Source organism: Streptomyces sp. NPDC029164 (assembly GCF_055563995.1).
Window position 1 is genome coordinate 142929 of record NZ_JBVHWW010000018.1, and the last position, 24076, is coordinate 167004.

At 73.1% G+C, this 24076-nt stretch carries 20 protein-coding genes; 12 read left to right on the forward strand and 8 right to left on the reverse strand.

Annotated elements, in window-relative coordinates; all coding sequences use genetic code 11:
• Window positions 1-45 precede the first annotated feature (45 nt).
• From ACZ4VT_RS19225 to ACZ4VT_RS19235, 3 genes are all read right to left on the reverse strand, one after another.
• Window positions 46-1788 carry an LCP family protein gene (locus tag ACZ4VT_RS19225; protein WP_467951100.1) on the reverse strand — a complete coding sequence of 581 codons (1743 nt, stop codon included), beginning with the start codon at window positions 1786-1788 and terminating at the stop codon, window positions 46-48.
• A 222-nt stretch (window positions 1789-2010) separates the two neighbouring features.
• The gene (locus ACZ4VT_RS19230; RefSeq protein ID WP_467951102.1) at window positions 2011-3342 is read right to left on the reverse strand and encodes an LCP family protein; all 1332 of its coding nucleotides are present in this window, start codon (window positions 3340-3342) and stop codon (window positions 2011-2013) included.
• A gap of 302 nt (window positions 3343-3644) precedes the next feature.
• Window positions 3645-4397: a TIGR03089 family protein gene (locus ACZ4VT_RS19235; protein ID WP_467951104.1), complete on the reverse strand. Its 753-nt coding sequence runs from the start codon at window positions 4395-4397 to the stop codon at window positions 3645-3647.
• A 140-nt stretch (window positions 4398-4537) separates the two neighbouring features.
• Between ACZ4VT_RS19235 and ACZ4VT_RS19240 the strand changes: the two genes are divergently transcribed.
• Window positions 4538-5941, forward strand: coding sequence for a peptidoglycan recognition protein family protein (locus tag ACZ4VT_RS19240; RefSeq protein ID WP_467951106.1), 1404 nt, complete (start codon window positions 4538-4540; stop codon window positions 5939-5941).
• Between the two features lie 280 nt (window positions 5942-6221).
• Complete coding sequence (locus ACZ4VT_RS19245) at window positions 6222-7214, forward strand: DNA-3-methyladenine glycosylase family protein (protein ID WP_467951109.1); 993 nt, start codon at window positions 6222-6224, stop codon at window positions 7212-7214.
• Between the two features lie 33 nt (window positions 7215-7247).
• Here ACZ4VT_RS19245 and ACZ4VT_RS19250 read toward each other — a convergent pair whose 3' ends face one another.
• From ACZ4VT_RS19250 to ACZ4VT_RS19260, 3 genes are read right to left on the reverse strand one after another with little or no spacing between them, the layout of a single operon-like run.
• The gene (locus ACZ4VT_RS19250; protein WP_467951111.1) at window positions 7248-8576 is read right to left on the reverse strand and encodes a coenzyme F420-0:L-glutamate ligase; all 1329 of its coding nucleotides are present in this window, start codon (window positions 8574-8576) and stop codon (window positions 7248-7250) included.
• Window positions 8573-9532: a 2-phospho-L-lactate transferase gene (gene cofD / locus ACZ4VT_RS19255; RefSeq protein ID WP_362812053.1), complete on the reverse strand. Its 960-nt coding sequence runs from the start codon at window positions 9530-9532 to the stop codon at window positions 8573-8575. Before cofD ends, ACZ4VT_RS19250 begins: the two co-directional genes overlap by 4 nt.
• A gap of 32 nt (window positions 9533-9564) precedes the next feature.
• Complete coding sequence (locus ACZ4VT_RS19260; protein ID WP_467951113.1) at window positions 9565-10146, reverse strand: cysteine dioxygenase; 582 nt, start codon at window positions 10144-10146, stop codon at window positions 9565-9567.
• A 631-nt stretch (window positions 10147-10777) separates the two neighbouring features.
• Between ACZ4VT_RS19260 and ACZ4VT_RS19265 the strand changes: the two genes are divergently transcribed.
• The 3 genes from ACZ4VT_RS19265 (at window position 10778) to ACZ4VT_RS19275 (ending at window position 16399) form a co-directional block, all read left to right on the forward strand.
• Window positions 10778-11041, forward strand: a complete 264-nt coding sequence (locus ACZ4VT_RS19265; protein WP_003983763.1) for a WhiB family transcriptional regulator — start codon at window positions 10778-10780, stop codon at window positions 11039-11041.
• Window positions 11042-11285: 244 nt separating this feature from the next.
• A complete protein-coding gene (locus ACZ4VT_RS19270) occupies window positions 11286-14918 on the forward strand; it encodes a glycosyltransferase family 2 protein (RefSeq protein WP_467951114.1) in 3633 nt (1210 codons plus the stop codon).
• Complete coding sequence (locus ACZ4VT_RS19275; RefSeq protein ID WP_467951115.1) at window positions 14915-16399, forward strand: DUF5719 family protein; 1485 nt, start codon at window positions 14915-14917, stop codon at window positions 16397-16399. The genes ACZ4VT_RS19270 and ACZ4VT_RS19275 overlap by 4 nt, the downstream gene beginning before the upstream one ends.
• Window positions 16400-16474: 75 nt before the next feature.
• Here ACZ4VT_RS19275 and ACZ4VT_RS19280 read toward each other — a convergent pair whose 3' ends face one another.
• Window positions 16475-16951 carry a metallopeptidase family protein gene (locus ACZ4VT_RS19280; RefSeq protein WP_362860254.1) on the reverse strand — a complete coding sequence of 159 codons (477 nt, stop codon included), beginning with the start codon at window positions 16949-16951 and terminating at the stop codon, window positions 16475-16477.
• A gap of 93 nt (window positions 16952-17044) precedes the next feature.
• Between ACZ4VT_RS19280 and ACZ4VT_RS19285 the strand changes: the two genes are divergently transcribed.
• The 6 genes from ACZ4VT_RS19285 (at window position 17045) to ACZ4VT_RS19310 (ending at window position 22609) form a co-directional block, all read left to right on the forward strand.
• The gene (locus ACZ4VT_RS19285; RefSeq protein WP_319734150.1) at window positions 17045-17419 is read left to right on the forward strand and encodes a DUF3499 domain-containing protein; all 375 of its coding nucleotides are present in this window, start codon (window positions 17045-17047) and stop codon (window positions 17417-17419) included.
• 77 nt (window positions 17420-17496) lie between these two features.
• Window positions 17497-18867 (forward strand): phosphomannomutase/phosphoglucomutase, encoded by a 1371-nt coding sequence (locus tag ACZ4VT_RS19290; RefSeq protein WP_467951117.1) that lies wholly within the window; start codon window positions 17497-17499, stop codon window positions 18865-18867.
• Window positions 18868-19034: 167 nt separating this feature from the next.
• Window positions 19035-19220, forward strand: a complete 186-nt coding sequence (locus ACZ4VT_RS19295) for a Trm112 family protein (RefSeq protein ID WP_030015246.1) — start codon at window positions 19035-19037, stop codon at window positions 19218-19220.
• 43 nt (window positions 19221-19263) lie between these two features.
• On the forward strand, window positions 19264-20397 hold the full coding sequence (locus ACZ4VT_RS19300; protein WP_467951118.1) for an SIS domain-containing protein: 1134 nt from the start codon (window positions 19264-19266) through the stop codon (window positions 20395-20397).
• 40 nt (window positions 20398-20437) lie between these two features.
• Window positions 20438-21613: a mannose-6-phosphate isomerase, class I gene (manA, locus tag ACZ4VT_RS19305; RefSeq protein ID WP_467951119.1), complete on the forward strand. Its 1176-nt coding sequence runs from the start codon at window positions 20438-20440 to the stop codon at window positions 21611-21613.
• Window positions 21614-21685: 72 nt separating this feature from the next.
• Window positions 21686-22609 (forward strand): cation diffusion facilitator family transporter, encoded by a 924-nt coding sequence (locus tag ACZ4VT_RS19310; RefSeq protein WP_467951121.1) that lies wholly within the window; start codon window positions 21686-21688, stop codon window positions 22607-22609.
• Between the two features lie 184 nt (window positions 22610-22793).
• On the opposite strand, the gene ACZ4VT_RS19315 is transcribed toward ACZ4VT_RS19310, so the two are convergent.
• Window positions 22794-22982 carry a hypothetical protein gene (locus ACZ4VT_RS19315; RefSeq protein ID WP_467951122.1) on the reverse strand — a complete coding sequence of 63 codons (189 nt, stop codon included), beginning with the start codon at window positions 22980-22982 and terminating at the stop codon, window positions 22794-22796.
• Between the two features lie 348 nt (window positions 22983-23330).
• Between ACZ4VT_RS19315 and ACZ4VT_RS19320 the strand changes: the two genes are divergently transcribed.
• Window positions 23331-24076, forward strand: a 746-nt coding sequence (locus ACZ4VT_RS19320; RefSeq protein WP_351304076.1) for an adenosylhomocysteinase, incomplete at its 3' end; no start/stop codon positions are given.

Consider the following 24076-nt stretch of genomic DNA (forward strand, 5'->3'; position numbering starts at 1 on the left):
ATCCTTCTAGGTCGTCTGTGTGCCGGTACGACCGGCTGCGTCCCGCTACTTGGCGCAGATCGCCTTGTCGGCCTGGGCCTGCTGGACGTCCTCGGGAAGCTGCTGCGGGACCGGCGCCCCGAGCGGTGCCCCCGGCTTCTCGAAGTCCGGACCCAGTGTCAGCTTCATCGGGGCCTTCGCCGCCGCGTCCGCCGTCCCCATCTTCAGCGCGGTGGCCGGCAGCCCCAGGGCGTCCGCGAGCGCCCGGGCCTGGTCGGCCTGGTTGGGCGCGTACTCCAGCTGCGTGGCCCCGACCTTCGCCGGGGCGTTGCCCTGGTTGCTGGCCTTGGACATCCCCTTGGTGTTCTGCAGCCAGTTCAGTGTGGTGGAGGCGGCGCCCGAGGGCCCGCCGCCGTTGTAGACGCTCACCCGTACGTCCGCCGCGGCCGCCCGGTTGCCCTGGAGCAGCGCGTCCTGCCTGGCCTTCGCGTCCGCGTCGGCCGCCTCCTTCGCCGCCTGCTCCTTCTTCTCGACCTCCGTGAGCGAGACGTCCCCCCGGATCATCTGCAGCAGCGGGTCGGCCAGGGACTTCTCGACGACGACGGTCGCCTTCTTGCCCTCCGGTTCGGCCGGATTGTCCTTCACGGGCAGGGTGGTGAAGGTGACGTTCTTCGTGTCGATGTTCTTCAACTCCCCTGCCAGGTCGGTGAGCTTGGAGATGGACCCGATCCCCGAGTCCACGCCCAGCGACTTGGTGGCCGCCTCCGCGAGGGACAGGAACTTCTTGGGGCTGGTCAGCGTCTCCTTCGACTTCATCTCACGCATCATCGAACCCAGGAACTGCTGCTGGATCCTGATCCGGTCGAGGTCGCTGTTGTTGCCGAAGCCGTGCCGGGTACGGACGAAGGCGAGGGCCTGCTCGCCCTCCAGCCGGTGCTCGCCGGGGCCCAGCTTGAGGTGGGAGCCCTCTTCGTCGTTCACGGCCTTGTCCAGGCACACCGGTACGCCGCCGACCGCCGTGCTCAGCGTCTTGACGGCGTTGAAGTCGGCCATCATGAAGTGGTCGACCTCGATGCCGGTGAGCTCCTTGACCGTGCGCATGGTGCAGCCCGCGTCGCGGCCCTCCTGGCCCAGGCTGGTGTTGAAACGGGTGTTCTTGGCGGGCGGGACCGTCTTCGTCGAACCGTCCGGCTGCTTCGTCGGGCAGGCCGGGATATTGGTGATCAGGTCGCGGGGGATGGACAGCGCGGTCGCGTTCGTCCGGTCCTTGGAGACGTGGAACAGGATCGTGGTGTCGGCGTGGCCGACGCTGTCCTTGTCCCCGTAGCCCTCGTTGCCGGCGCCGCTGCGCTTGTCGGTGCCGATGACCAGGATGTTGATGGGCTGGTCCTTCTTGAAACCGCCCGTGCCCGCTCCCGCGACGTCGGTGACGCTGAGGTTGCCGTTCAGGTGGTCGTAGTAGAGGTACGCCGCCGCGGCGCCGCCGACCAACAGGAACGCCAGCGTCCCGCTGGTGATCAGCAGCGCCTTCTTACGGCGTCCGCCGCCACCGCCGCCCTTGCGGGAGCGACCGCCGCGCCGGCCTCCGGGCGGGCCGTCGCCGCGGCGCGGCTTCGGTACGCCGGGGGAGGGGGCGGTGGGAGCGGCAGGGGCCGAGGCCGATCTGCGGGGCGCGCCGACCCTGGGGCGCGGCTGCGCCTGCGCAGCGGAGTCGCCCAGTTGCAGTTCGTAGTTGCCTGTGCGGGGATTGAGCACCCACTGGTCGGCGGGGTCGATCTCGTCCGCCCGTCCACGGCTTTGCGCATCCACGGTTGCTCGAATCCTCCGTCGGTGCCTCGCGACGCGCCTCCCCCAGGCGCCCGGTCAACGATCCGGCTGCTGGCGCCCGGTCTCTGGTCCGGCCGGGCACCGGATCGCTCACCCTATCCGCCCTGTTCGGCCGCAAACCATGCTGGTGACAAATTCCACTCCCCTTATAACGGGGTGAACCACCCATCCCACTCGGTTCGGTCACCGGCTTTTGGGATTGCTTTACCGGCAGTCGGCGTTCTCCGCCGTGGTACCGGTAAAGGTGGGGACGGGAACGGGGGGTGTCACGGTTCCACCGGTGGTCGTTCCCGGCGTCACCCCGGCCGTCGTGGCCGGTTCGGAGCCGTCCGTGGGCTCGGGCGTAAGGGCAGGTGGGGGCGTGGTCGAGGGGGCGGCGGAGGTACCGGTGGAGGTACCGGTGGAGGTCGGGGCGGGGGTGGCCGAGGGCGTGGGTGTGGGCGCGGGTGTGGGCGTGGTCACGGCCTCCGGCGGGGCCACCGTCACCGGCTGGTCCGCCCGCAGCTGCCGGAACAGCCGCGCCGCGTCCGGCTCCGCCAGCTCGTCCCGGTTCGGGTCGGCGGAGTAGGGCCGGCGGGGCACGGTCAGGAACTTCACCTGATCCGTCGGTATGTCCCGTATGCCGCGCACGAGTTCGTACAGACCGCGCAGCGAGGCCAGCCCGGGGTCCGTGGTCACCGAGGAGGTCGCCGCGTCCAGCAGCGGGTACAGCCGCGCCGGATTCAGCAGAACCCCGTTGCTCTTCACCTTCTTGACGAGCGAACCGAGGAACTGCTGCTGGCGCTCCATCCGTTCCGTGTCACTGCCGTTGCCCAGGCTGTACCGGGCACGGACGAAGCCCAGCGCCTGCTCCCCCTGGAGGGTCTGCCGCCCGGCGGCCAGCCTCAGCTTGGCCTCGGAGTCGTCCACCGGCTCCTTGAGGCAGATCTCGACCCCGCCGATGGCGTCGACCATCTTCTTGAACCCGCCGAAGTCGATCACCATGTGGTGGTCGATCCGGATCCCGGTGAGCTTCTCCACGGTACGGATCGTGCAGGCGGCCCCGCCCCACTGGAACGCCCAGTTGAACTGCGCGAACCGATCGCCGGTACGGCTCCCGTCCGCCTTCAGGCAGGGCGGGATCTCCGTCATCAGGTCCCGCGGTATCGACACCGCCGTCGCGCTCCTGCGGTCCTCCGGCAGGTGCAGCAGGATCGTGGTGTCCGAGCGCTGGGTTCCCTCGTCCTGCCCGTACGGGGCGTTGTCCTTGCCGGAGCGCGAGTCCGAGCCGATCAGCAGGATGTTCTGGGAGCCGGTGGCCAGGTGCGCCGGGCGGTCGCGCTCGTAGCGGCCCAGCTCGGCCGCCGCGGAGGTGTCCTCGGTGATGTTCCCGTCGAGCTTGTTGTAGAGCCACCAGCCGGTGGCCGCCCCGGCCAGGACCAGGAAGGCCAGCCCGAGGCCGATCCAGCGCAGCAGCCGGCGCCGGCGGTTCCGCGGGGGCCGTCCGGCTCCCGCGTCCGCACCGGTGCCGCCCGGTATGCCTGCGCTGCCCGTCACTGGCGTCCGTCCCCTCGCCGCTACGACCTCAGGCCCGGCCGTACGGGTGAGTGCGGCCACTGCCGATCCTGCCCCCGGGCCACCGGAGCAGCCTGGGGGCGGGTGCCTGTCTAGGGCCGTCCGGGTGACAAATCGCCCGTTCCCGCGGTTGAGCAGTGTGGGTGCCGGGCACGGGCACGCACGCTTGACGGCCCGGGCAGGGGCCACGGAGGGCCCGGGCAGGGGCCACGAAGGGCCCGGGCAGGGGCCACGGAGGGCCCGGGCAGAGGCCACGGAGGGCCCGGGCGGCGGCGGTGGACGGGCTACACGGTGTGGGTGACGCGCTCGCTCTCGATCCGCTGGGCCAGCGCCTGCGCCGACAGCCGGTCCAGGTTCCGGCACAGCACCACGGACCCGCCCGCGGCCAGCGGGGCGTAGAGGCCGGCCGAGAGCCCGTCCCAGGTGTCGTAGCCGAGCCCGGTCAGCACCCGCGCCTCCGCGCCGAGGCCGCGCTTCGCCGCGTCCTCGCGGGCGCGGGCGGTGAGCGCCGCGTACGAGAGCTCCTCGCCGCCGACGACCAGCCCGGCGTCATCGGCGTTCACCGGCGCGAAGGGGGCGAAGCGGTCACCCTGGCCCGGCACCTCCACCGCGTAGTCCGCGTACCCGGCCGGCGGCGCCTGCGGGAACCGCCCGCCCAGCGGCCGCAGCGCGAGCGCCACCCGCTCGCCGCGGCACGCGAGACCCTCCTCCAGCGTGTCCGGCCCGCTGACGACGAGGTCCGCACCGGCCGGATCGCCGCCGATCTCGGCCACGACCCCGACCGAGGCGCAGGCGAGCAGCCAGACCGCGCTCTGCCAGTGCGCCGGGAGCAGCAGCGCGAGCCGGTCACCGGGCTCGGCGCCCAGGTCGCCCTGGAGCAGATTGGCGGTCTTGGCCACCCAATTGGCGAAGGTCGCGACGGACAATTCGACGCGCTCGCCGGTGGAGTCGTCGTAGAAGGTGACGAGCGGGCGGCCCGGATCGGCGGCGAGCGCGGATCGCAGCAGGTCGGCAGGGGTGCGGTCAGTGGCGTTCACCCGGCACAGGGTACGCGGGCCCGTCCCCCGTACGGGGGCCGCCGGCTCCACCGTACGGGGGAGGGGTACACGGCCCGTCACCGGACGCACCGTCAGTTCTCGGATGGCGCCGGGCCGTGCGGGTGTTCACCATCCTTTTCATGCGTGGATTCCTTGCTTCCTCGATCGGCGTCGCGACGGCCGCCGCACTGGCCCTGCCCCTCGCGCTCCCTACTCCGGCCCTGGCCACTCCATCCACGGGTGCGGTCGCTCCCGTGACCCCAGGCGGGTCCACCCAGTCAATGCCGCTCGTCCCCCTCGGACCCTCGGCGGACCGCACCCCCGGCGTCCCCGGCATGAGCGTCTCGCCCCGCGTGCCCGAGACGCAGGGCCTGGACGCCCGCGAGGTCACGACGTTCTCGCTGGTCGGCGTCGTCTGGGACGACGCGGGCACCGAACTCCACGGCCGGGTCCAGGTCCGTACCCGCTCCGCCCGGACCGCCACCTGGTCCGACTGGCAGGACGTCGAGATCCACAACAGGGAGCACGCGGCCGACCCCGGTGCGGCGGAACGCGCGTCCGGCCGCGTCCGCGGCGCGACCGCCCCGCTGTGGGTCGGCGCGTCCGACGGCGTCGAGGTCCGCGTCCAGGCGGAACCCGGCGCCCCGTCCACCCGCCCGGGATCCCGGCTGCCCTCGGGCATGCGGATCGAACTCGTCGACCCGGGCGCGGACGTGCCCGTCAGGGCCGCCGACGGCAAGAACGGCGGCCCGGTGGGCGACGACAAGGGCGAGGTGGCCGCCCCCGGCATGACGATGGAGATGGCCGAGTCCTCCGCGGCGAACGTGCCGCACGCCGCGCTCGGCGCCGACGAGATCCCGGAGCTGAACAAGGCCGACTCCACGGCCGACGCCGTCTTCGCGAGCGACGGCGAACTGAGCGCGGCGGCCGCCCCGTTCATCGGCCCGCGCCCGCGCATCGTCACCCGCAAGGGGTGGGGCGCCGACGAGTCCCTGCGCGAGAAGGCCTTCGTCTACACCAGCTCGGTGAAGGCGGCCTTCGTCCACCACAGCGCCTCCGGCAACAACTACGCCTGCAAGGACGCCCCGGCGGTGCTGCGCAGCCTGTACCGCTACCACGTGATCAGCAGCGGCTGGCGCGACCTCGGCTACAACTTCGCCGTCGACAAGTGCGGCACGGTCTACGAGGGCCGCGCGGGCGGCGTCTCGAAGGCGGTGCTCGGCGCCCACACCATGGGCTTCAACACGAACAGCATGGGCGTCGTGGTGCTCGGCACGTACTCCTCCGCTGCACCTCCGGCCGTGGCGGTCGACGCGGTCGCCCGCCTCACGGCCTGGAAGCTCGGCCTCTTCGGCCGCGACCCGCGCGGAAAGACGACCCTGACCTCGGGCGGCGGCAACCGCTACCCCAAGGGCAAGAACGTGTCGATGAACATCATCTCGGGCCACCGCGACGGCTTCGCCACGGAATGCCCGGGCAAGAAGCTGTACGGCAAACTCCCGACGACGCGGACGAGCTCGGCCAAACTCCAAGGCCGCCCGTAGCCTCCGGCGGCCCGCAGTGGCCGTACAGACGGCTCCGCTCCGGGGCCTCGGCCCCCGTCTTTCCGCCCCTGGCGGTCCCACCGCTGCCGGGGTTCCGCCCCGGACCCCCTACGGCGCTCCGCGCCCGCGCCTCAAACGCCGGCGGGGCTGAAATTGCCGCTCCGCGGCCATCCAGCCCGCCAAATCCAGCCCCGCCGGCGTTTGAGGCGATCCTTCAGCCCGTCCGGCGTCTGAGGACCGGGGTTCGGGGCGGAGCGCTCGGCAGGGCTACGCTCGACGCATGGCCGGCCGCTTCGATCCACTCACCCGTACCGCCGTCCGCGGCGGCCGCACCGACGTCCCCCCGAGCCGCGGGGCCACCGCCACGGCCGGCGCCAAGGAACGCCGGTGGACCCCCGACGGTCCCCTCGACCTCGGCCTCACCCTCGGCCCCCTCAGACGCGGCCCCGCCGACCCCACCTTCCGCATCACCCCCGACGGCTCGCTCTGGCGCACCGCCCGCACCCCGCTGGGCCCGGCCACCCTCCGCGTGGCCCGTGCCGGCGAGCAGGTGCACGCCGAGGCCTGGGGACCCGGCGCCGACTGGTTCCTCGAACAGCTCCCCGTGCTCCTCGGCGCCGGCGACGACCCCGCCGCCTTCGTCCCCCGCCACCGCCTCGTGCACGCCAGCCACCGCCGCCGCCCGGGCCTGCGCCTCACCCGTACCGGCATGGTCCTGGAGTCCCTGATCCCCACGGTCCTGGAGCAGAAGGTCACCGCCGACGAGGCCTACCGCGCCTGGCGCCGCCTCGTGAGGCAGTACGGCGAGCCCGCGCCCGGGCCGCAGGACCTGTACGTCGTGCCCGACGCCCGCACCTGGGCCATGATCCCGTCCTGGGACTGGCACAAGGCCGGCGTCGACGCCAAGCGCTCCGCCACCATCGTCCGGGCCGCCCGCGTGGCGAACCGCCTGGAGGAGGCCGCCGCCATGGCCCCGGCCGAGGCCGTGCGCAGGCTGGAGGCCGTTCCCGGCATCGGCCCGTGGACCTCCGCCGAGACCCTCCAGCGCAGCAACGGCGACCCCGACGCCGTGACCACCGGCGATCTCCACCTGCCCGGCATCATCGGCTACGCCCTCGTCGGCGACCGCGACACCGACGACGACGCCATGCTGGAGCTCCTCGCCCCGTACGCCGGGCAGCGCCACCGCGCCGCCCGCCTCATCCTCCTCGCGGGCCACACCCCGCCCCGCCGCACGCCCCGCATGCCGCGCGGCGACATCGGCAGGCTCTGACCCGCTGACCCGCTGACCCGCTGACCCGAAGGCTCAGCGGACCTCGATGAAGTCCTCCGCCGTCCGGACCGGCCGGCCGGCCGGAGCCGAGGCCGGGTGGCCCACCGCCACCGCCCCCATCGGGTCCCAGTCCCGCGGCAGCCCCAGGACCTCCCGCACCACGTCCCGGCAGAACATCGTCGAGGACACCCACGCCGACCCCAGCCGCTCCCCGGCCAGCGCGACCAGCAGGTTCTGCACGCCCGCGCCCATCGCGACCACGAACATCTCCCGCTCCGCCGCGTCCCGCCGCGCGTGCCCGTAGTGGTGCGCGCCGTCCGTCACCAGGCACGGCACCACCAGGTACGGGGCGTTCCGCAGCACGTCCCCGCGCCGCACCCGCTTCGCCACGGATTCCTCGGACCTGCCGTCCGCCCGCAGGTCCGCGATCCACGCGTCCCGCATCGCGTCCAGCAGCTCCGTCCGCGAGGCCTCGGACTCCAGCAGCACGAACCGCCACGGCGTCGTGTGGTGCGGGGCCGGGGCCGTCACGGCCGCGGCCACCGCCCGCCGGACCGCGCCCGGGTCCACCGGCTCCGCCGTGAAGGCCCGTACGGTACGGCGCTGCGTGACGGCCTCCCGTACGGCCTCCGAGGTGCCCAGCCGGAACATGTCGTCGGCGGGGGTGCGCACCAGGTCCCGCGCCGAGGAGCCCTCGCCCAGGACGTGGGCCAGGCCGCGTACGACGGCCACGGGCAGCCCGGCGGCCTTGCCCTTGACCAGGTCGCCGGCGGCGGCCAGCTCGTCCGCGGTCGCCACCACCGTCGCGCTCAGCGGATTGCCGTGCGTGTCCGTGCCCCCGCGCAGGTCGTCCAGGACGCGCACGCCGGCCGAGCCGATCGCCACGTCGGTGAGTCCGGTGCGCCACGGCCGCCCGAAGGTGTCGGTGACGACCACGCCCACGTCCACGGACAGGACGTCGCGCACGCCGGCGCGGATCGCGGCGGCCGAGGCGTCGGGGTCCTCGGGCAGCAGCAGCACCGTGCCGGGGGTGGTGTTGGAGGCGTCCACTCCGGCGGCGGCCATCACCAGGCCCTGCCGGTTCTCGACGATGCGCAGGGGGCCCCGGCGCGCGACGACCCGTACGGTCTCCGCGTCTATGGCCGCCTCGCGCGAGTCCGCCTCGACGATCCGGCCCTCGGCCTTGGAGACGATCTTCGACGTGACGAGCAGGACGTCTCCGTCGCGCAGGTCGGGCGCGGCCGTCGTGATCAGCTTCGCCAGGTCGTCGCCCGGCCTGACCTCGGGCATCCCGCCGACGGCCCGCACCTCGTACGAGGGACCGTACTCGCGAGACGCGTCCCCGCTGGTCGGCTCCGTCACCGGGAGGCCTCCGCCAGTTCCAGCGCCGCCCGGGCCATCTCCGCGGTGGCCTCCAGATCGGTCATCATCAGCGGCACCGCGCGGCAGGTGATGCCGGCGGCCTCCACCTCGGCGACTGCGTCCGCGTCGGTGGTGTCCACCAGCCAGCCGTCGAGCAGCCCGGTGCCGTAGTGCAGGGCGACCGCCGCGGCCGTGGCCTCGACGCCGACCGCGGCCAGCACCTTGTCGGCCATCCCGCGCACGGGCGCGCCCCCGACGATGGGGGAGAGGCCGATCACGGGCGCCCCGGCGGCGGCCACGGCTTCCCGGATGCCGGGCACGGAGAGGATCGTCCCGACCGAGACCACGGGGTTCGAGGGCGGGAAGAGGATCACGTCGGCGGCGGCGATGGCCTCCAGCACGCCGGGCGCGGGCTTGGCCTGCTCGGCGCCGACGGGTACGACGGCCTCCGCGTCCACCGCGGCGCGCAGCCGGACCCAGTACTCCTGGAAGTGGATGACCCGTCGCTCTCCGGTCCCGGCCTCGGTGATCGCGACGTGGGTCTCGACCCGGTCGTCGGACATGGGCAGCAGCCGCACCCCGGGCTGCCAGCGGTCGCAGAGGGCCTCGGTGACGGCGCTCAGCGGGTAGCCCGCGCCGAGCATCTGCGTACGGACGATGTGGGTGGCGAAGTCGCGGTCGCCGAGGCCGAACCAGGTGGGTCCGACCCCGTACGCCGCGAGCTCCTCCTTGACGGTGAAGGACTCGTCGGTGCGGCCCCAGCCCTGGTCCTCGTTGATGCCACCGCCGAGGGTGTACATCACCGTGTCGAGGTCGGGGCAGACCTTGAGCCCGAACAGGTGGATGTCGTCACCGGTGTTGCCGATGACCGTGATGTCCGCGTCGGGCACTGCCGACTTGAGTCCGCGAAGGAACCGGGCGCCGCCTATACCGCCGGCCAGAACAACGATGCGCATGCGGACAGTCTGTCAGCGGAGCGACGGGAGGGTCAGGCGGGTACGGACTCGGACTCGGCCGGGGAGCAGCTGTGCATCGGCATCTCGGTCAGGCCGGGGAAGTACACGTGCAGGCTGACCGCGCCGTCGAGGGTGTCGTTGACGACCTCGTGCGCGAAGCCGGGGGCGAGGACGCGCTGGGTTCCGGGGCGGTGGGTGAGCCGTCCGCGTGACGTGTGCTCGGTGAGCTCGCCTTCGAGGACGGTCAGGACGCCGGAGGAGGCGCCGTGGTCGTGCGGGCCGCTGCCCTGGCCGGGGACCCAGCTGAGCAGCCAGACCTCGTAGCCGGGGCCGGTGCGCAGCCGGTGGTACCAGCGGGTGGTGGCGTCGTACCGGACGAGGTGCTCCCAGGAGGCGCGGTCCTCGGCGAGGGAGCGGGCGAGGCCGACGAACTCGGCGACGGTGGCCGGGTGTTCCCGGGCGGGCTGGAGGAGGTGCTGGACGGCGAGGATGTCGCCGGCGATCTGCAGGTCGCTCTCGACGGGCGCGGTGGGCGCCACGGGCGCTGTGGGCGCTGCGGGCGCGGGAGCGGCAGGGGCGGCGGCAGTGGGGGTGGCGCTGTGCGTGCTGTTCATCGTGGGGGTTACCTCGACGGATGTCAGTCGTGCTGGCGGTTGCTGTGGGGGCGGGCCGGAGCTCACGGGAGCCGGGGCTCCGGGGGCATCAACAGCTGCAACAGCAACAGCGAACCTGGGCAGCGCACAGGAACCCACGAATGGGGGTCCGGGTGGCGGCTGCGGGCGCTGACATGCGAACAAGGAGAACGGTTCGGGGGTCGGACTGTCAACCCAATGTCCGGTTTAGGGCAAAAGTTTCACCTCATCCGGTTGCTGTGCGCGGAGAAAGGTTTGTGCAATCTCCGGCAGGGGATGTGGCGCTGTGCCAGGGCTCAAACCCAACCCGTCATCTCGTGACCGGAATGTGATCTGCGCCGCTTCTCCGAGTGGATCGCAACCCCACCCCCCAGGTGGCACGTGGATAACGGGTGAAGGCGGGAGTCTCGCGACACCTGAGGCATGTGTCACGATTTTTGGCGATATGAACACTTTCTGCATACGCTTGGTTCCGCCGAGTGAATAAGGGGCCCAATAGCAGATCCCGGCTTGACTGCTCCGGAGCCACGCACTTGTAATTTCACTCGTGTCGTTACGTAGCGATCAGTAACGGCATCACCACGGGGACGCACAGACAGAGCGAGGGGCGCACATGACCGAGCTGTTTCAGGAACTGCTGGTCGAGGAGGCGGACGAAGAGCTCGGATGGCAGGAGCGCGCTCTGTGCGCCCAGACCGACCCCGAGTCCTTCTTCCCCGAGAAGGGCGGCTCCACCCGCGAGGCCAAGAAGGTCTGCCTCGCCTGCGAAGTCCGCTCCGAATGCCTTGAGTACGCCCTCGCCAACGACGAGCGATTCGGCATCTGGGGCGGTCTGTCCGAGCGCGAGCGCCGCCGGCTGAAAAAGGCAGCGGTCTGAAACGGCCGGGGCACCACCGACCCGGCACCCACCGCACAACGCACGACATATCGAACGCACGAAAGACATCACACAGAGCACGTCAAACGGTCCGCCTCCTGCACCTTCCCCGCAGGAGGCGGACCGTTGTGTTGCCAGCCGTTAGGGTGGGGCGCTGTCCAGCAGCCTCCGAGGGCACACCACCCCCGGACCCTCCCCCCGGCCCCGTCCGGAGGGACCCCCAGGCCGGAGGGCCAGTAGCGCGATGTCCCTGCACAGCCAGTCGGCGGCCTCCCACCAGGCCCCCGCCACACCCGAGTTCCCCCGGCACGTAGTCACCGCGGTCCTCGTCGCCCATGACGGCGCCCGCTGGCTGCCCCGGACACTCGCCGGCCTCCTCGGCCAGGAACGCCCCGCGCAGAACCACATCGCCGCCGACACCGGCAGCGCCGACGAATCCGCGCGGCTGCTCACCGAGGCCCTCGGCGACGACCGCGTCCTGCACCTCGCCCGCCGCACCGGATTCGGTACGGCCGTGGACGAATCCGCCCGTAGCGCGGGCACCCTGACCCTCGAGGACCTCCCGTACCTCAAGCGCCCCAGCGGCTGGGATCCGGTCAGCCGCACCTGGCGCGACGACACCTACGACCTCCCCGAACTCCCCCACGGCGAACCCGTCCAGTGGCTCTGGCTCCTGCACGACGACAGCGCCCCCGAACCCGACGCCCTCACCGAGCTGCTCCGCGTCGCCGAGGAGAACCCCGACGCCGCCGTCATCGGCCCCAAACTGCGCGGCTGGTACGACAAGAAGCAGCTCCTCGAAGCCGGCGTCACCATCGCCCGCAGCGGCCGCCGCTGGACCGGACTCGACCGCCGCGAACAGGACCAGGGCCAGCACGACCAGGTCCGCCCCGTCCTGTCCGTCTCCACCGCCGGCATGCTCGTACGCCGCGACGTCTACGACGACCTCGGCGGCTTCGACCGCCGCCTGCCCCTGATGCGCGACGACGTCGACCTGTGCTGGCGCGCCCAGAGCGCCGGCCACACCGTCCTCGTCGCCCCCGACGCCGTCCTGCGCCACGCCGAGGCCTCCGCCCGCGAACGCCGCACCGTCGACTGCGCCGGCCGCACCGCGGCCGGCCCGCACCGCGTCGACAAGGCCGGCGCCGTCTACACCATCCTCGCCAACAGCTCCGGCCGCGCCCTGCCCTACGTCCTGCTGCGCGTCCTCCTCGGCACCGTCCTGCGCACCCTCGCCTACCTCATCGGCAAGGCCCCCGGCCAGGCCGTCGACGAGATCACCGGCCTCCTCGCCACCCTGCTGCGCCCCGGCCGGATCCTCGCCGCCCGCAAGGCCCGCCGCCGCCCCGCCGTCCCCGCCGCCGACCTGCGCCCGCTCTTCCCCCCGCCGGGAGCCTCCCTGCGGGCCAACGCGGAACAGCTCGCCGGCTACTTCGGCGGCGACCGCGACACCGACGTCGCCCCCGCCGGCCGGCACGGCGGAGGCAGCATCCTGACCGCCCCCGGCGAGGACGGCGACTACGCCGTGGCCGAGGAACGCTTCGCCCGCCTCAAGCGGATCGCCCGCAACCCCGCGCCGGTCCTCTTCGGGCTCCTCCTGCTCGTCTCCCTCGCCGCCTGCCGCGGCCTCGTCGGAGGCGGCTCCCTCATGGGCGGCGCCCTGCTGCCCGCCCCCGACAGCGGCCCCGACCTCTGGCGCGCCTACACCGACGGCTGGCAGGCCGTCGGCACCGGCTCCACCGCCTCCGCGCCCCCCTACCTGGCCGTCCTCGGCGCCCTCGCCACCCTGCTGTTCGGCTCCACCCAGGCCGCACTGACCCTGCTGCTCGTCGGATCCGTCCCGCTCGCCGGCCTCACCGCCTACTTCGCCTCCCGGCCGCTCGTCGAGTCCCGGCTGCTGCGCGCCTGGGCCGCCATCGCCTACGCCTTCCTCCCCGCCGTCACCGGAGCCCTCGCCGGCGGCCGCCTCGGCACCGCCGTCCTCGCCGTCGTGCTGCCGCTCATCGCCCGCTCCGCCGTCGCCGCCTTCGCCCTCGGCGGCGGCGAGCCGACCGCCGACAAGCGGGGCAGCTGGCGCGCGGTGTGGACGTACACGCTCCTGCTGACCCTGGCCACCGCCTTCACCCCCGTGGTCTGGCCGCTCGCCGCCGTCCTCGGAACCGCCGCACTCGTCCTGCGCCGCGCGCACTGGAAGGCGTACGGACCCCGGCTGCTCGCCACCCTCGCCGTCCCGCTGCTCGTGCTCGCCCCCTGGTCGATCGGCCTGCTCACGCACCCCGGCCGCCTCCTCCAAGAGGCCGGACTGCCCTACGGAACCGGCGCCGCGGGCGCCCTCGGCCTGCTCGGCATCAACCCCGGCGGCCCCGGCACCGGCGCCGGCCTGCTGCTCGCCGGCATCGTCCTCGCCGCGCTGGCCGCCCTGCTGCGCACCGACCGCCGGTTCGCCGTCCGCACCGCCTGGGCCGCCGCCCTGGCCGCACTGCTCCTCGCCGTCCTCGCCAACCGGACCGCGTGGGCCGGCCCCGCCACCCTCGTCTACGGACTCGCCCTGCTCGCGGCCGCCGCGCTCGGCGCGGACGGTGCCAAGGAGCGGGTCGCCGCCCGCAGCTTCGGCTGGCGCCAGCCGCTGGCCGCGCTCATCGCCCTCGCCGTCGCCGCGGGCCCGCTGGTCGCCGCCGCCACCTGGATGATCGCCGGCGCCGACGGGCCGCTGGAGCGCCGCGACCCGGTCCAGGTCCCGGCCTTCGTCGCCGACGCCGGCGGCGACGACAACCAGACCCGCACCCTGATCCTCGACCTGGACCCGCCCGCCACCGTCTCCTACAGCCTCGTCCGCGGCTCCGGCGGCCGCGTCGGCGACGCCGAGATCACCGCCCGGACCGGCGGCGACCCCCGCCTCGACAAGGTCGTCTCCAACCTGGTCGCCGGCTCCGGCGCCGACCAGTCCAGCCAGCTCAGCGCCTACGCCATCCGCTTCGTGATGTTCCGCCCCGGCGGCCCCGAAGAGATCCGCCGCGTCCTCGACGCCACCCCGGGCCTGAGCCGGCGCCACCAGCAGGACGGCACCGCACTGTGGGGCGTCGAGCCCTGGCTGCCCCGCGCCGTCATCGTCTCCGGCAAGCAGGGCGAGGCCCCGATCCCGGTCGCCGCCGGACCCGTCGAGGCCCACGGCAAGATCCCCTCGGGCGAGGCCGGCCGCGTGCTGCGCATCGCCGACCGCGCCGACGCCGGCTGGCAGGCCACCCTCGACGGCAAGCCCCTCAAGGCGAAGACCCTCGACGGCTGGGCACAGGGCTTCGAACTGCCCGCCGCCGGCGGCCGCCTAGACCTCGTCCACGAGGACTCCCTCCTGCAGAGCGCCTGGTACTGGGCGCAGGGCATCCTCGCCCTGGTCCTGCTGGTGATGGCCCTGCCGGGCCGCCGCGCCCAGCTCGACGACGACCTGCCCGAGGAGGAGGCCGCGATCCCGTCCCAGCCCGGCCCGGGCGAGGCCGGCGAGGGCCGCCGCGCCCGCCGGCTGCGCGCCGAGGCCGAGCCCGCCCCCGCACCGGTGGAGACCGCCGCGGTCGCCGACCCGTACGCCCAGATCCCGGCGCAGCCCGTCTACGGCGAGGAGGCGTACGCCTACCAGCCCTACGGCGACCAGGGCGGCTACACCTACGAGCCGCAGCCCCAGCAGCCGATCCCGTACGAGCAGTACCCGGGATACGACCAGCAGGGCCAGCCGGGACAGCAGGGACAGCCGGGACAGCAGGCCTACGAGGCCCCGTACCCGCAGCAGTACCCGTACGAGCCGTACGAGCAGTACGACCCCCACGCACCGTACGACCCCCACGCACCGCACGACCCGCGTCCTGACGGGAGCCCCCAGCAGTGAAGCAGCGCGCACCCCTGACGCTGGCCGCCGTGACCGCGGCGCTGGCCGCCCTCACCGGCATCGCCGCCCTCACCGCCCCCGCCGCCGACGGCACGACCGCCGACGGCAAGCCGGCGGCCGCGGCCCGGATGCCGGTGGAGCGGTCCCTGCTGGTGTGCCCGGGGCCCAGCTCCTCGGACATCGCGGAGACCACCTACACCTCCTTCACCCCGGGCGCCCCCGCCGGAGAGGGCAAGGGCTCGGCCCGGCTGCTCGGCGCGACCAAGGACGCCAAGCCGGTGCTGGAGGCCAAGGAACCCGGCAAGCCCGTCGGGGCCACCGCCAACGGCGCCGACGCGCCCGCCCTCACCGGCAGCGCCGACGGGGCCCTCGCCCCCGGCTGGACGGCCCAGCTGACCACCAAGGTCTCGGTCGGCCGGGCCCGCGGCGTGCTCGGCGTCGGCTGCACCGCGCCCGGCACCGACTTCTGGTTCCCCGCCGTCAGCACGGCCAAGGGCCGCGAGGACTACGTCCACCTCACCAACCCCGACGACGCCGCGGCCATCGTCGACATCAAGCTCTTCGGCCCGGACGGACTGGCCAAGCCCGAGGGCGGCACCAGCGAGAACATCCGCGTCGACCCCAAGTCCACCAAGACCGTCCTGCTCTCCTCCCTCGTCCCGGGCGCCCAGCTCGCCGACGCCACCGCCCACGTGACGACCCGCGCGGGCCGGGTGGGCGCCTCCGTGCAGGTCGCCGAGGAGGGCGTGGGCGCCGACTGGCTGCCGGCCTCCACGGACCCGGCGGGCTCGCTGGTGCTCCCGGGCATCCCGGCCGACGCCGCCTCCGTACGGCTCGTGGCCTTCGTACCGGGTGAGGAGGACGCCGACCTGAAGGTGCGCCTGGCGGCGCCCGGCGGCGCGATCAGCCCGGCGGGCAGCGAACAGCTGCACGTCAAGGCCGGTATGACCGCCGCCCTGGACCTCAAGGACCTGACCCGCGGCGAGCCCGGTTCGCTGCTGCTGGGCCCGGTCGACGCCAAGAAGGCCGCCCCGGTCGTCGCGGCGGTACGGGTGGTCCGCGGCAGCGGCGCCAAGCAGGAGCTCGGCTTCGTCCCGGCCGCCGGACCGGTCGGGACACGGGCGACCGTGGCCGACAACCGGCCCGACGAGAACACGACCGTGCTGTCGCTGACCGCCCCGGCCGCTGACGCCAAGGTCAAGGTGACGGCCTCGCCGGGCACCGGCGGCGGCGAGCCGGCCTCTCAGGAGGTCACGGTCAAGGCCGGCACCACGCAGACGCTCTCCCTGGCCCCGGCCGGTGGCAAGGGCTCCTACGCGCTCACCGTCGAGACCCTCTCGGGCGGCCCAGTCCACGCGGCCCGCACCCTGTCCCTCCCGGCCGACGGCATCGCGATGTTCACCGTCCAGACCCTGTCGGACGACCACTCCACGGTCGCCGTCCCGCGGGCCGCCCAGGACCTCTCGGTCCTGACCAGGTAACCCGGCCCCACCGGACGGCTCCACCGGACGGCTCCACGGTCGACGAGGCGGGGACCCCCGGGGTCCCCGCCTCCGTCACTCCTGCCCGTACCGCGGATCCACGGTCTCGGGCGACAGCCCGAGCAGCTCCGCCACCTGCTCCACCACGATCTCGTGGACCAGCATCGCCTTCTCGTCCCGCGTCTTCGTGCGGATCTCCACCGGCCGCCGGAAGACCACCACCCGGGCCGGCCGGCCCTCACGCGACTCCGACACCGCACCCAGCGGCACCGCCTCGTCGTTCCAGCCGCCGTCCGCACCACCCGGCGGACCCGGCACGTCGCCGACGAGGAACTCCACCTCGCCCAGCTGCGGCCAGCGCCGCTCCAGCCGCTCCACGGAGTCCCGTACGAGGTCCCCGAACAGTTCCGCCCGGCTCGCCGACAGCGGCACCTGAGGAGGGGCCACCGGCCCGCGCATCCCGCGTCCGTGCCGGTCCCGCCGGCGCGGACGCGGCTCGGTGGGGGCCCCTGCGGGGGGCTCGCCGGGGCAGGGAGGCAGAGGCGTGTCCATCACCCCCGCAGGGTAGCCCCGAGCACGACACGGGGGAGTGAGCGGCGGTGGAGTCGTCGCGGCCCGGTCAAGAGTGCGGTACCGTCCAACGTCGTGAGCCTTGTACGTCGCTGTTCGCGCACCGCGTGCGGCCGCCCTGCCGTCGCGACACTGACGTACGTCTACGCCGATTCGACCGCAGTTCTCGGCCCGCTCGCCACCTACGCCGAACCCCATTGCTACGACCTGTGTGCCGAGCACTCGGAGCGCCTGACCGCCCCGCGCGGCTGGGACGTCGTCCGCCTGTCCGACGGCTCCGGGCCGTCCCGCCCCAGTGGCGACGACCTCGAAGCCCTCGCCAACGCGGTCCGTGAAGCCGCCCGCCCTCCCGGGCGCGCGGCCGAGGCTGGCGGCTCCGGCCAGGGCCGCCCGGTCACCGGCGAGACCCGTCGTGGACACCTGCGCGTCCTGAGATCGCCCGATTCCTGACGCCCCGCTCGCCTCGGTAGGCGCTCCTGGTTCAGGGTAGGTTTGCCGAACCGCACAGAACCTCAGGAGGGCAGGCAGTGGCCGCAGATCTTTCGAACATCGTCAAGGCGTATGACGTGCGTGGTGTCGTGCCGGACGAGTGGGACGAGTCGTTGGCGGAGCTGTTCGGTGCTGCGTTCGTGGAGGTGACGGGTGCTTCGGCGATCGTGATCGGTCATGACATGCGGCCGTCGTCGCCGGGTCTGTCGACTGCGTTCGCGCGGGGTGCGGCGGAGCGTGGGGTCGATGTGACGCTGATCGGTCTGTGTTCGACGGACCAGCTGTATTACGCGTCGGGTTCGCTGAATCTGCCGGGTGCGATGTTCACGGCGTCGCACAATCCGGCGAAGTACAACGGCATCAAGCTGTGTCGTGCGGGTGCGGCTCCGGTGGGTCAGGACACGGGTCTGTCGCAGATCCGTGAGCTGGTGGAGAAGTGGTCGGACGAGGGCGCTCCGGCGGTGGCCGCCGGCACGGTGGCGGGCACGGTCTCGGAGCTGGACTCCCTGCCGGGGTATTCCGCGCACCTGCGGGGTCTGGTGGACCTGACGGGGATCCGTCCCCTGAAGGTCGTCGTGGACGCGGGCAACGGCATGGGCGGTCACACCGTCCCGACCGTCTTCGACGGCCTCCCGCTCGACCTGGTGCCGATGTACTTCGAGCTGGACGGCACGTTCCCCAACCACGAGGCCAACCCCCTGGACCCGAAGAACATCGTGGACCTCCAGGCGCGGGTGCTGGCGGAGGGCGCGGACCTGGGTATCGCGTTCGACGGTGACGCGGACCGCTGCTTCATCGTGGACGAGCGGGGTGTGGGTGTGTCCCCGTCGGCGATCACCGCCTTGGTCGCGGCGCGTGAGCTGGCCCGCAACGGCGGTTCGGGCACGGTGATCCACAACCTGATCACCTCCTGGTCGGTCCCCGAGGTGGTCCGGGAGAACGGCGGCACCCCGGTCCGTACGCGCGTCGGCCATTCCTTCATCAAGGAGGAGATGGCGAAGACGGGTGCGATCTTCGGTGGTGAGCACTCGGCGCACTACTACTTCAAGGATTTCTGGAACGCCGACACGGGGATGCTGGCCGCACTGCACGTGCTGGCGGCCCTGGGCGGCCAGGACGGTCCGTTGTCGGCCCTGGTGGCCTCGTACGACCGGTATGCGGGCTCGGGCGAGATCAACTCGACGGTCGACGACCAGGCGGCCCGTCTGGCGGCGGTGAAGGCCACCTACGCCGGCCGCGAGGGCGTCACGGTGGATGAGCTGGACGGTCTGACGGCGACGGGTGAGGACTGGTGGTTCAACGTCCGCGCCTCCAACACCGAACCCCTCCTGCGCCTGAACGTCGAGGCCCGTGACGCGGCCACCCTGTCGAAGGTCCGCGACGAGGTCCTGTCCCTCATCCGCGGCTGAGTCCAGCCCCCGCCGTGCCCGGGGGCAGCGTCCCCGGGCACGGCGCCGCAACCCACCACCCCGGCGGGAGCCACCGCGCACACTCCAGCCCGCACCGGAGGTGACTCGGCGGTACGCTGACCTCGCCCCACCCCGGAACCATCCGCATGCCCGAAGGGAACCGCCCCATGCCGCTCGAAGCCGGCCTCCTGCAGATCCTCGCCTGCCCCGCCTGCCACTCGCCCCTCGAGGACAAGTCGGCCGACGAGACGGCCCCCGAGCTGATCTGCACCGGCCAGGACTGCGGCCTCGCGTACCCGGTTCGTGACGGCATCCCGGTGCTCCTGGTCGACGAGGCCCGCCGCCCCGCCTGATCATTCCGCCACCCTGGATCCGTCAAGACCGCCGGAGGCCGCCATGCTCGACGAGTCGCTCCTCGACGCACCGGACGATCTCGCCCGCGTAGACCGCCGGGGCCTGCTCCGCGGCGCGGCCGAGGCCGGGGCGAGAGTCCGTACCGCGGCCCGGCACGCGAACGAGGCGGGCCTCGCGGAGCTGCGGCCCGACGGCCGCCCCCGCGCGGTCCTGATCGCCGGACCCGGCACCGCCGCCACCGGCGTCGCCGACCTGCTGGGCGCCCTCGCCGGCGCCTCCGCGCCCGTGATCCGGCTCGACCCCACCGGCGTCGCGCACGCCGCCGGCGCGCTGCGCTGGGCCCTGCCCGGCTGGGCCGGCCCGGTCGACCTGCTGCTCCTCGCCACCACCGACGGCACCGAGCCCGGGCTGGCCGTCCTCGCCGAGCAGGCGTACCGGCGCGGCTGCACCGTCGTCGCCGTCGCCCCCGAGCGCTCACCGCTGAGCGAGGCCGTGGACGGCGCGCACGGGCTCCTCGTACCGATGGCCAAGGCCCCGTACCAGGAGTACGACGAATCGGCCGCCGCGGGCCCCGGCGCCCTGTGGGCGCTGCTCACGCCCCTGCTGCTGCTCCTCGACAAGGTCGGCCTGATCACCGCCGCCCCCGACACCCTGCAGCTCGTCGCCGACCGCCTCGACCGCACGGCCGAACGCTGCGGGCCCGCCATCGCCACCTACTCCAACCCGGCCAAGACCCTCGCCTCCGAGCTGGCCGACTCCCTTCCGCTCATCTGGAGCGAGGGCAACGGCGCCGCACCCGCCGGCCGCCGCTTCGCCGCCACCCTCGCCGAGCTCGCCGGCCGCCCCGCACTGGCCGCCGCGCTCCCCGAGGCGCTGCCCGCCCACGGCATCCTGCTCGCCGGGGCCTTCGCGGCCGGCGCCGACCCCGAAGACTTCTTCCGTGACCGGGTCGAAGAGCCCCAGGCCCTTCGTGCCCGCATCGTCCTGCTGCGTGACCGGCCGGCGGGCGGCCTCACCGCCGCCCCCGCCGCACGCGAGCTCGCCCTCAGCCACGACACGGCCGTCAGCGAGCTCGAACCGGAGGAGGGCGTCGAGCTGGAGCAGCTCGCCGAACTCCTCGCCGTCACGGATTTCGCCACCGCCTATCTGGCGTTGGCCTCCGGGGGACACGGCTGAGGTACGCGCACCTGCCCCGGCTCTATCCAGGAAGACGACGATGGACCGCCTGACGAACACGATCCGCCCCTACGCCTGGGGATCCACCACGGCCCTCCCCACGCTCCTCGGCGTCGAACCCACCGGTGAGCCCCAGGCCGAGCTGTGGATGGGCGCCCACCCCGGAGCCCCCTCCCGCCTCGACCGCGGCGCCGGCCAGGTCGCCCTCTCGGACGTCATCGCGGCCGACCCCGAAGGCGAGCTCGGCGCGGCCACCGTCGCCAAGTTCGGCCCCCGGCTGCCCTTTCTCCTCAAGATCCTCGCCGCGGGCGCGCCGCTCTCCCTCCAGGTCCACCCCGACCAGGCCCAGGCCAAGGCGGGCTTCGAGGACGAGGAGCGCCGCGGGGTCCCGATCGACGCGGGGCACCGCAACTACAAGGACCCCAACCACAAGCCCGAGATGATCTGCGCGCTCACCGCGTTCGACGGGCTGTGCGGCTTCCGCGCGCCGCTGGACGCCGCCGGACTCCTCGCGGGCCTGGACGTGGACAGCCTCAAGCCGTACGTCGACCTGCTGCACGCGCACCCCGAAGAGGCGGCCCTGCGCGAGATGCTCACCGCCGTACTGACCGCGGACCGCGCCGAGATGGCCCACACCGTCCACGAGACCGCGGCCGCCGCCGAGCGCCTGGGCGGACCGTACGCCCCGTACGCCACCCTGGCCCACCACTTCCCGGGCGACCCGGGAGTCATCGCGGCCATGCTGCTCAACCACGTCCGACTCCAGCCCGGCGAGGCCATGTTCCTCGGCGCGGGCGTCCCGCACGCCTACATCGACGGACTCGGCGTCGAGCTGCTCGCCAACTCCGACAACGTGCTGCGCGCCGGACTCACCCCCAAACACGTGGACGTGCCCGAGCTGCTGAGGATCGCACGCTTCGAGCCGGGCGACCCGAACGTACTGCGCCCCGAAGGCGACGGTGGCGAGGAGGTCTACGAGAGCCCCATCGAGGAGTTCCGGCTCTCCCGCTTCCTCCTCGCACCCGGTGGCGTCTCCCGCGTGCTGTCGCAGGACGCCCCGCAGATCCTGCTCTGCACGGCCGGTTCCGTGACCGCCGGTTCCGTGACGGCCGGCGAACTGCCGCTGGCCCCCGGCGAATCGGTCTTCGTACCGGCGGGCGAAAAGGTCGAACTGTCCGGAAGCGGCACGGTCTTCCGTGCCACCGTGGTGGTCTGACGCGGAGTCCGTCCCGTCGGCTGCAACAATGTGCGGCCGGTAGTCAGTGGCTAGGAAGGACATCCTGCATCCATGAGCGCGTCGGGCGGTACCAGGGCGATCGTGGCGGCACTCGCCGCCAACCTCGCCATCGCTGTAGCCAAATTCGTGGCATTCCTCTTCAGCGGCTCCTCGTCGATGCTCGCGGAAAGCGTCCACTCGCTGGCGGACTCCGGGAACCAGGGGCTGCTGCTCCTCGGCGGAAAGAAGGCCAAGCGCGAGGCGACCCCGCAGCACCCCTTCGGGTACGGGCGCGAGCGCTACATCTACGCCTTCCTCGTCTCCATCGTGCTCTTCACCGTCGGTGGCATGTTCGCCATCTACGAGGGCATCGAGAAAATCAACCACCCGCACCCGATCGAGGCCTGGTACTGGCCGGTCGGCGTGCTCGTCTTCGCGATCATCGCCGAGTCCTTCTCCTTCCGCACCGCGATCAAGGAGTCGAACGAGATCCGCGGCAAGCAGACCTGGACCCAGTTCGTCCGGCGGGCCAAGGCCCCGGAGCTGCCCGTCGTCCTCCTGGAGGACCTCGGGGCGCTCGTCGGCCTGGTCCTGGCGCTCGGCGGCGTCGGCCTCGCCCTGCTGACCGGCAACGGCGTCTGGGACGGCATCGGCACGCTGTGCATCGGCGTCCTGCTCATCGTGATCGCGATCGTCCTGGCCGCGGAGACCAAGTCCCTGCTGCTCGGCGAGGCCGCCGGCATCGAGGAGATCGAGAAGATCAAGACCGCGCTCGTCGACGGGGACGTCGTCACCCGCGTCATCCACATGCGGACCCTGCACCTCGGCCCCGAGGAGCTGCTGGTCGCCGCCAAGATCGCCGTCGAGGGCCACGACACCGCCACCCAGGTGGCGGACGCGATCAACGCCGCCGAGGCCCGCATCCGCGAGGCCGTCCCGATCGCCCGCGTGATCTACCTGGAGCCGGACATCTACCGTCCCGACGCCGCCAAGTAACCCACGGACGTACGAAGGCCCCCGCGAGCACCAGGCCGTCTCTTTCGGACCCGGCCCGGCCCGCGGGGGCCTTCGCGCATCAGGCCCGGCGGGCGCCGGCCCTCGGTCCGAGGCGCCGGGGTCGGGGGCACCCCGGGCGGGCCACGCCGGCGCCGGCTTCCCGGACGGTACGGCAGGGCTGTGATCAGCGGATCTCGCGCAGTACGTGCAGGCCACCGAGGCGGTCGGCGGCCTGCTGGAGCTTCTCCGCGACCATGTACGCGTGCGCGATCCCCCTGGGGCACGCGGTGACGGCGAGCGGCTTCAGGCGCCCCGGCCCGGCCGCGGGCCTGCCCGCGCTCCCGTCCACGGACGGGTCTGCCGGACTGGTCACTGAGCTCTCCTTCGTGCCACGGGTCCTGCGGGATCGCGCATGGGTTCCCGATCGACCGGCGTCCCCCCTGCGTAAACGGCGGATCGAAAAGTCCGGAAGGCCCTGAAAGTGCCAGCCGGAGGGCCTGACATCACCACACGCCTTCTTCCTCGTCTGACTGGGGCTCACTCCACCGATCGGTGTAGATTCGTCGTCAGTGTCAGGCGTCGCTGCTGATGGCGGGTCGGGCGGTCCTCGCGACCGGCCGAGGGGAGAGAGGACCCCCGACGGACTGTGCTCGGTGTCCCGTCCCCAGGACGGCGCACGGACCAGCCGTACCCACCTCTCGAACCATGAGGAGCAGCACCCATGGACTTCAAGGTCGCAGACCTGTCCCTTGCCGCCTTCGGCCGCAAGGAGATCACCCTGGCCGAGCACGAGATGCCGGGCCTGATGTCGATCCGCCGCGAGTACGCCGAGGCGCAGCCGCTGGCCGGCGCCCGCATCACCGGCTCGCTGCACATGACGATCCAGACCGCCGTCCTGATCGAGACGCTGGCCGCCCTCGGCGCCGACGTCCGCTGGGCCTCCTGCAACATCTTCTCCACGCAGGACCACGCGGCCGCCGCCATCGCGGTGGGCCCGAACGGCACCCCGGAGAACCCGCAGGGCATCCCGGTCTTCGCCTGGAAGGGCGAGACGCTGGAGGAGTACTGGTGGTGCACGGAGCAGGCGCTGACCTGGCCGAACACCCCCACCGGCGGCCCGAACATGATCCTCGACGACGGTGGTGACGCCACCCTCCTCGTCCACAAGGGCGTCGAGTTCGAGAAGGCCGGCGCGGCCCCGGACCCGTCGACGGCGGACTCCGAGGAGTACGCCCACATCCTCACCCTGCTCAACCGCACCCTCGGCGAGTCCCCCCAGAAGTGGACCCAGCTCGCGTCCGAGATCCGCGGCGTGACGGAGGAGACCACCACGGGTGTCCACCGTCTGTACGAGATGATGTCCGAGGGCACGCTGCTGTTCCCGGCGATCAACGTGAACGACGCGGTGACGAAGTCGAAGTTCGACAACAAGTACGGCTGCCGGCACTCGCTGATCGACGGCATCAA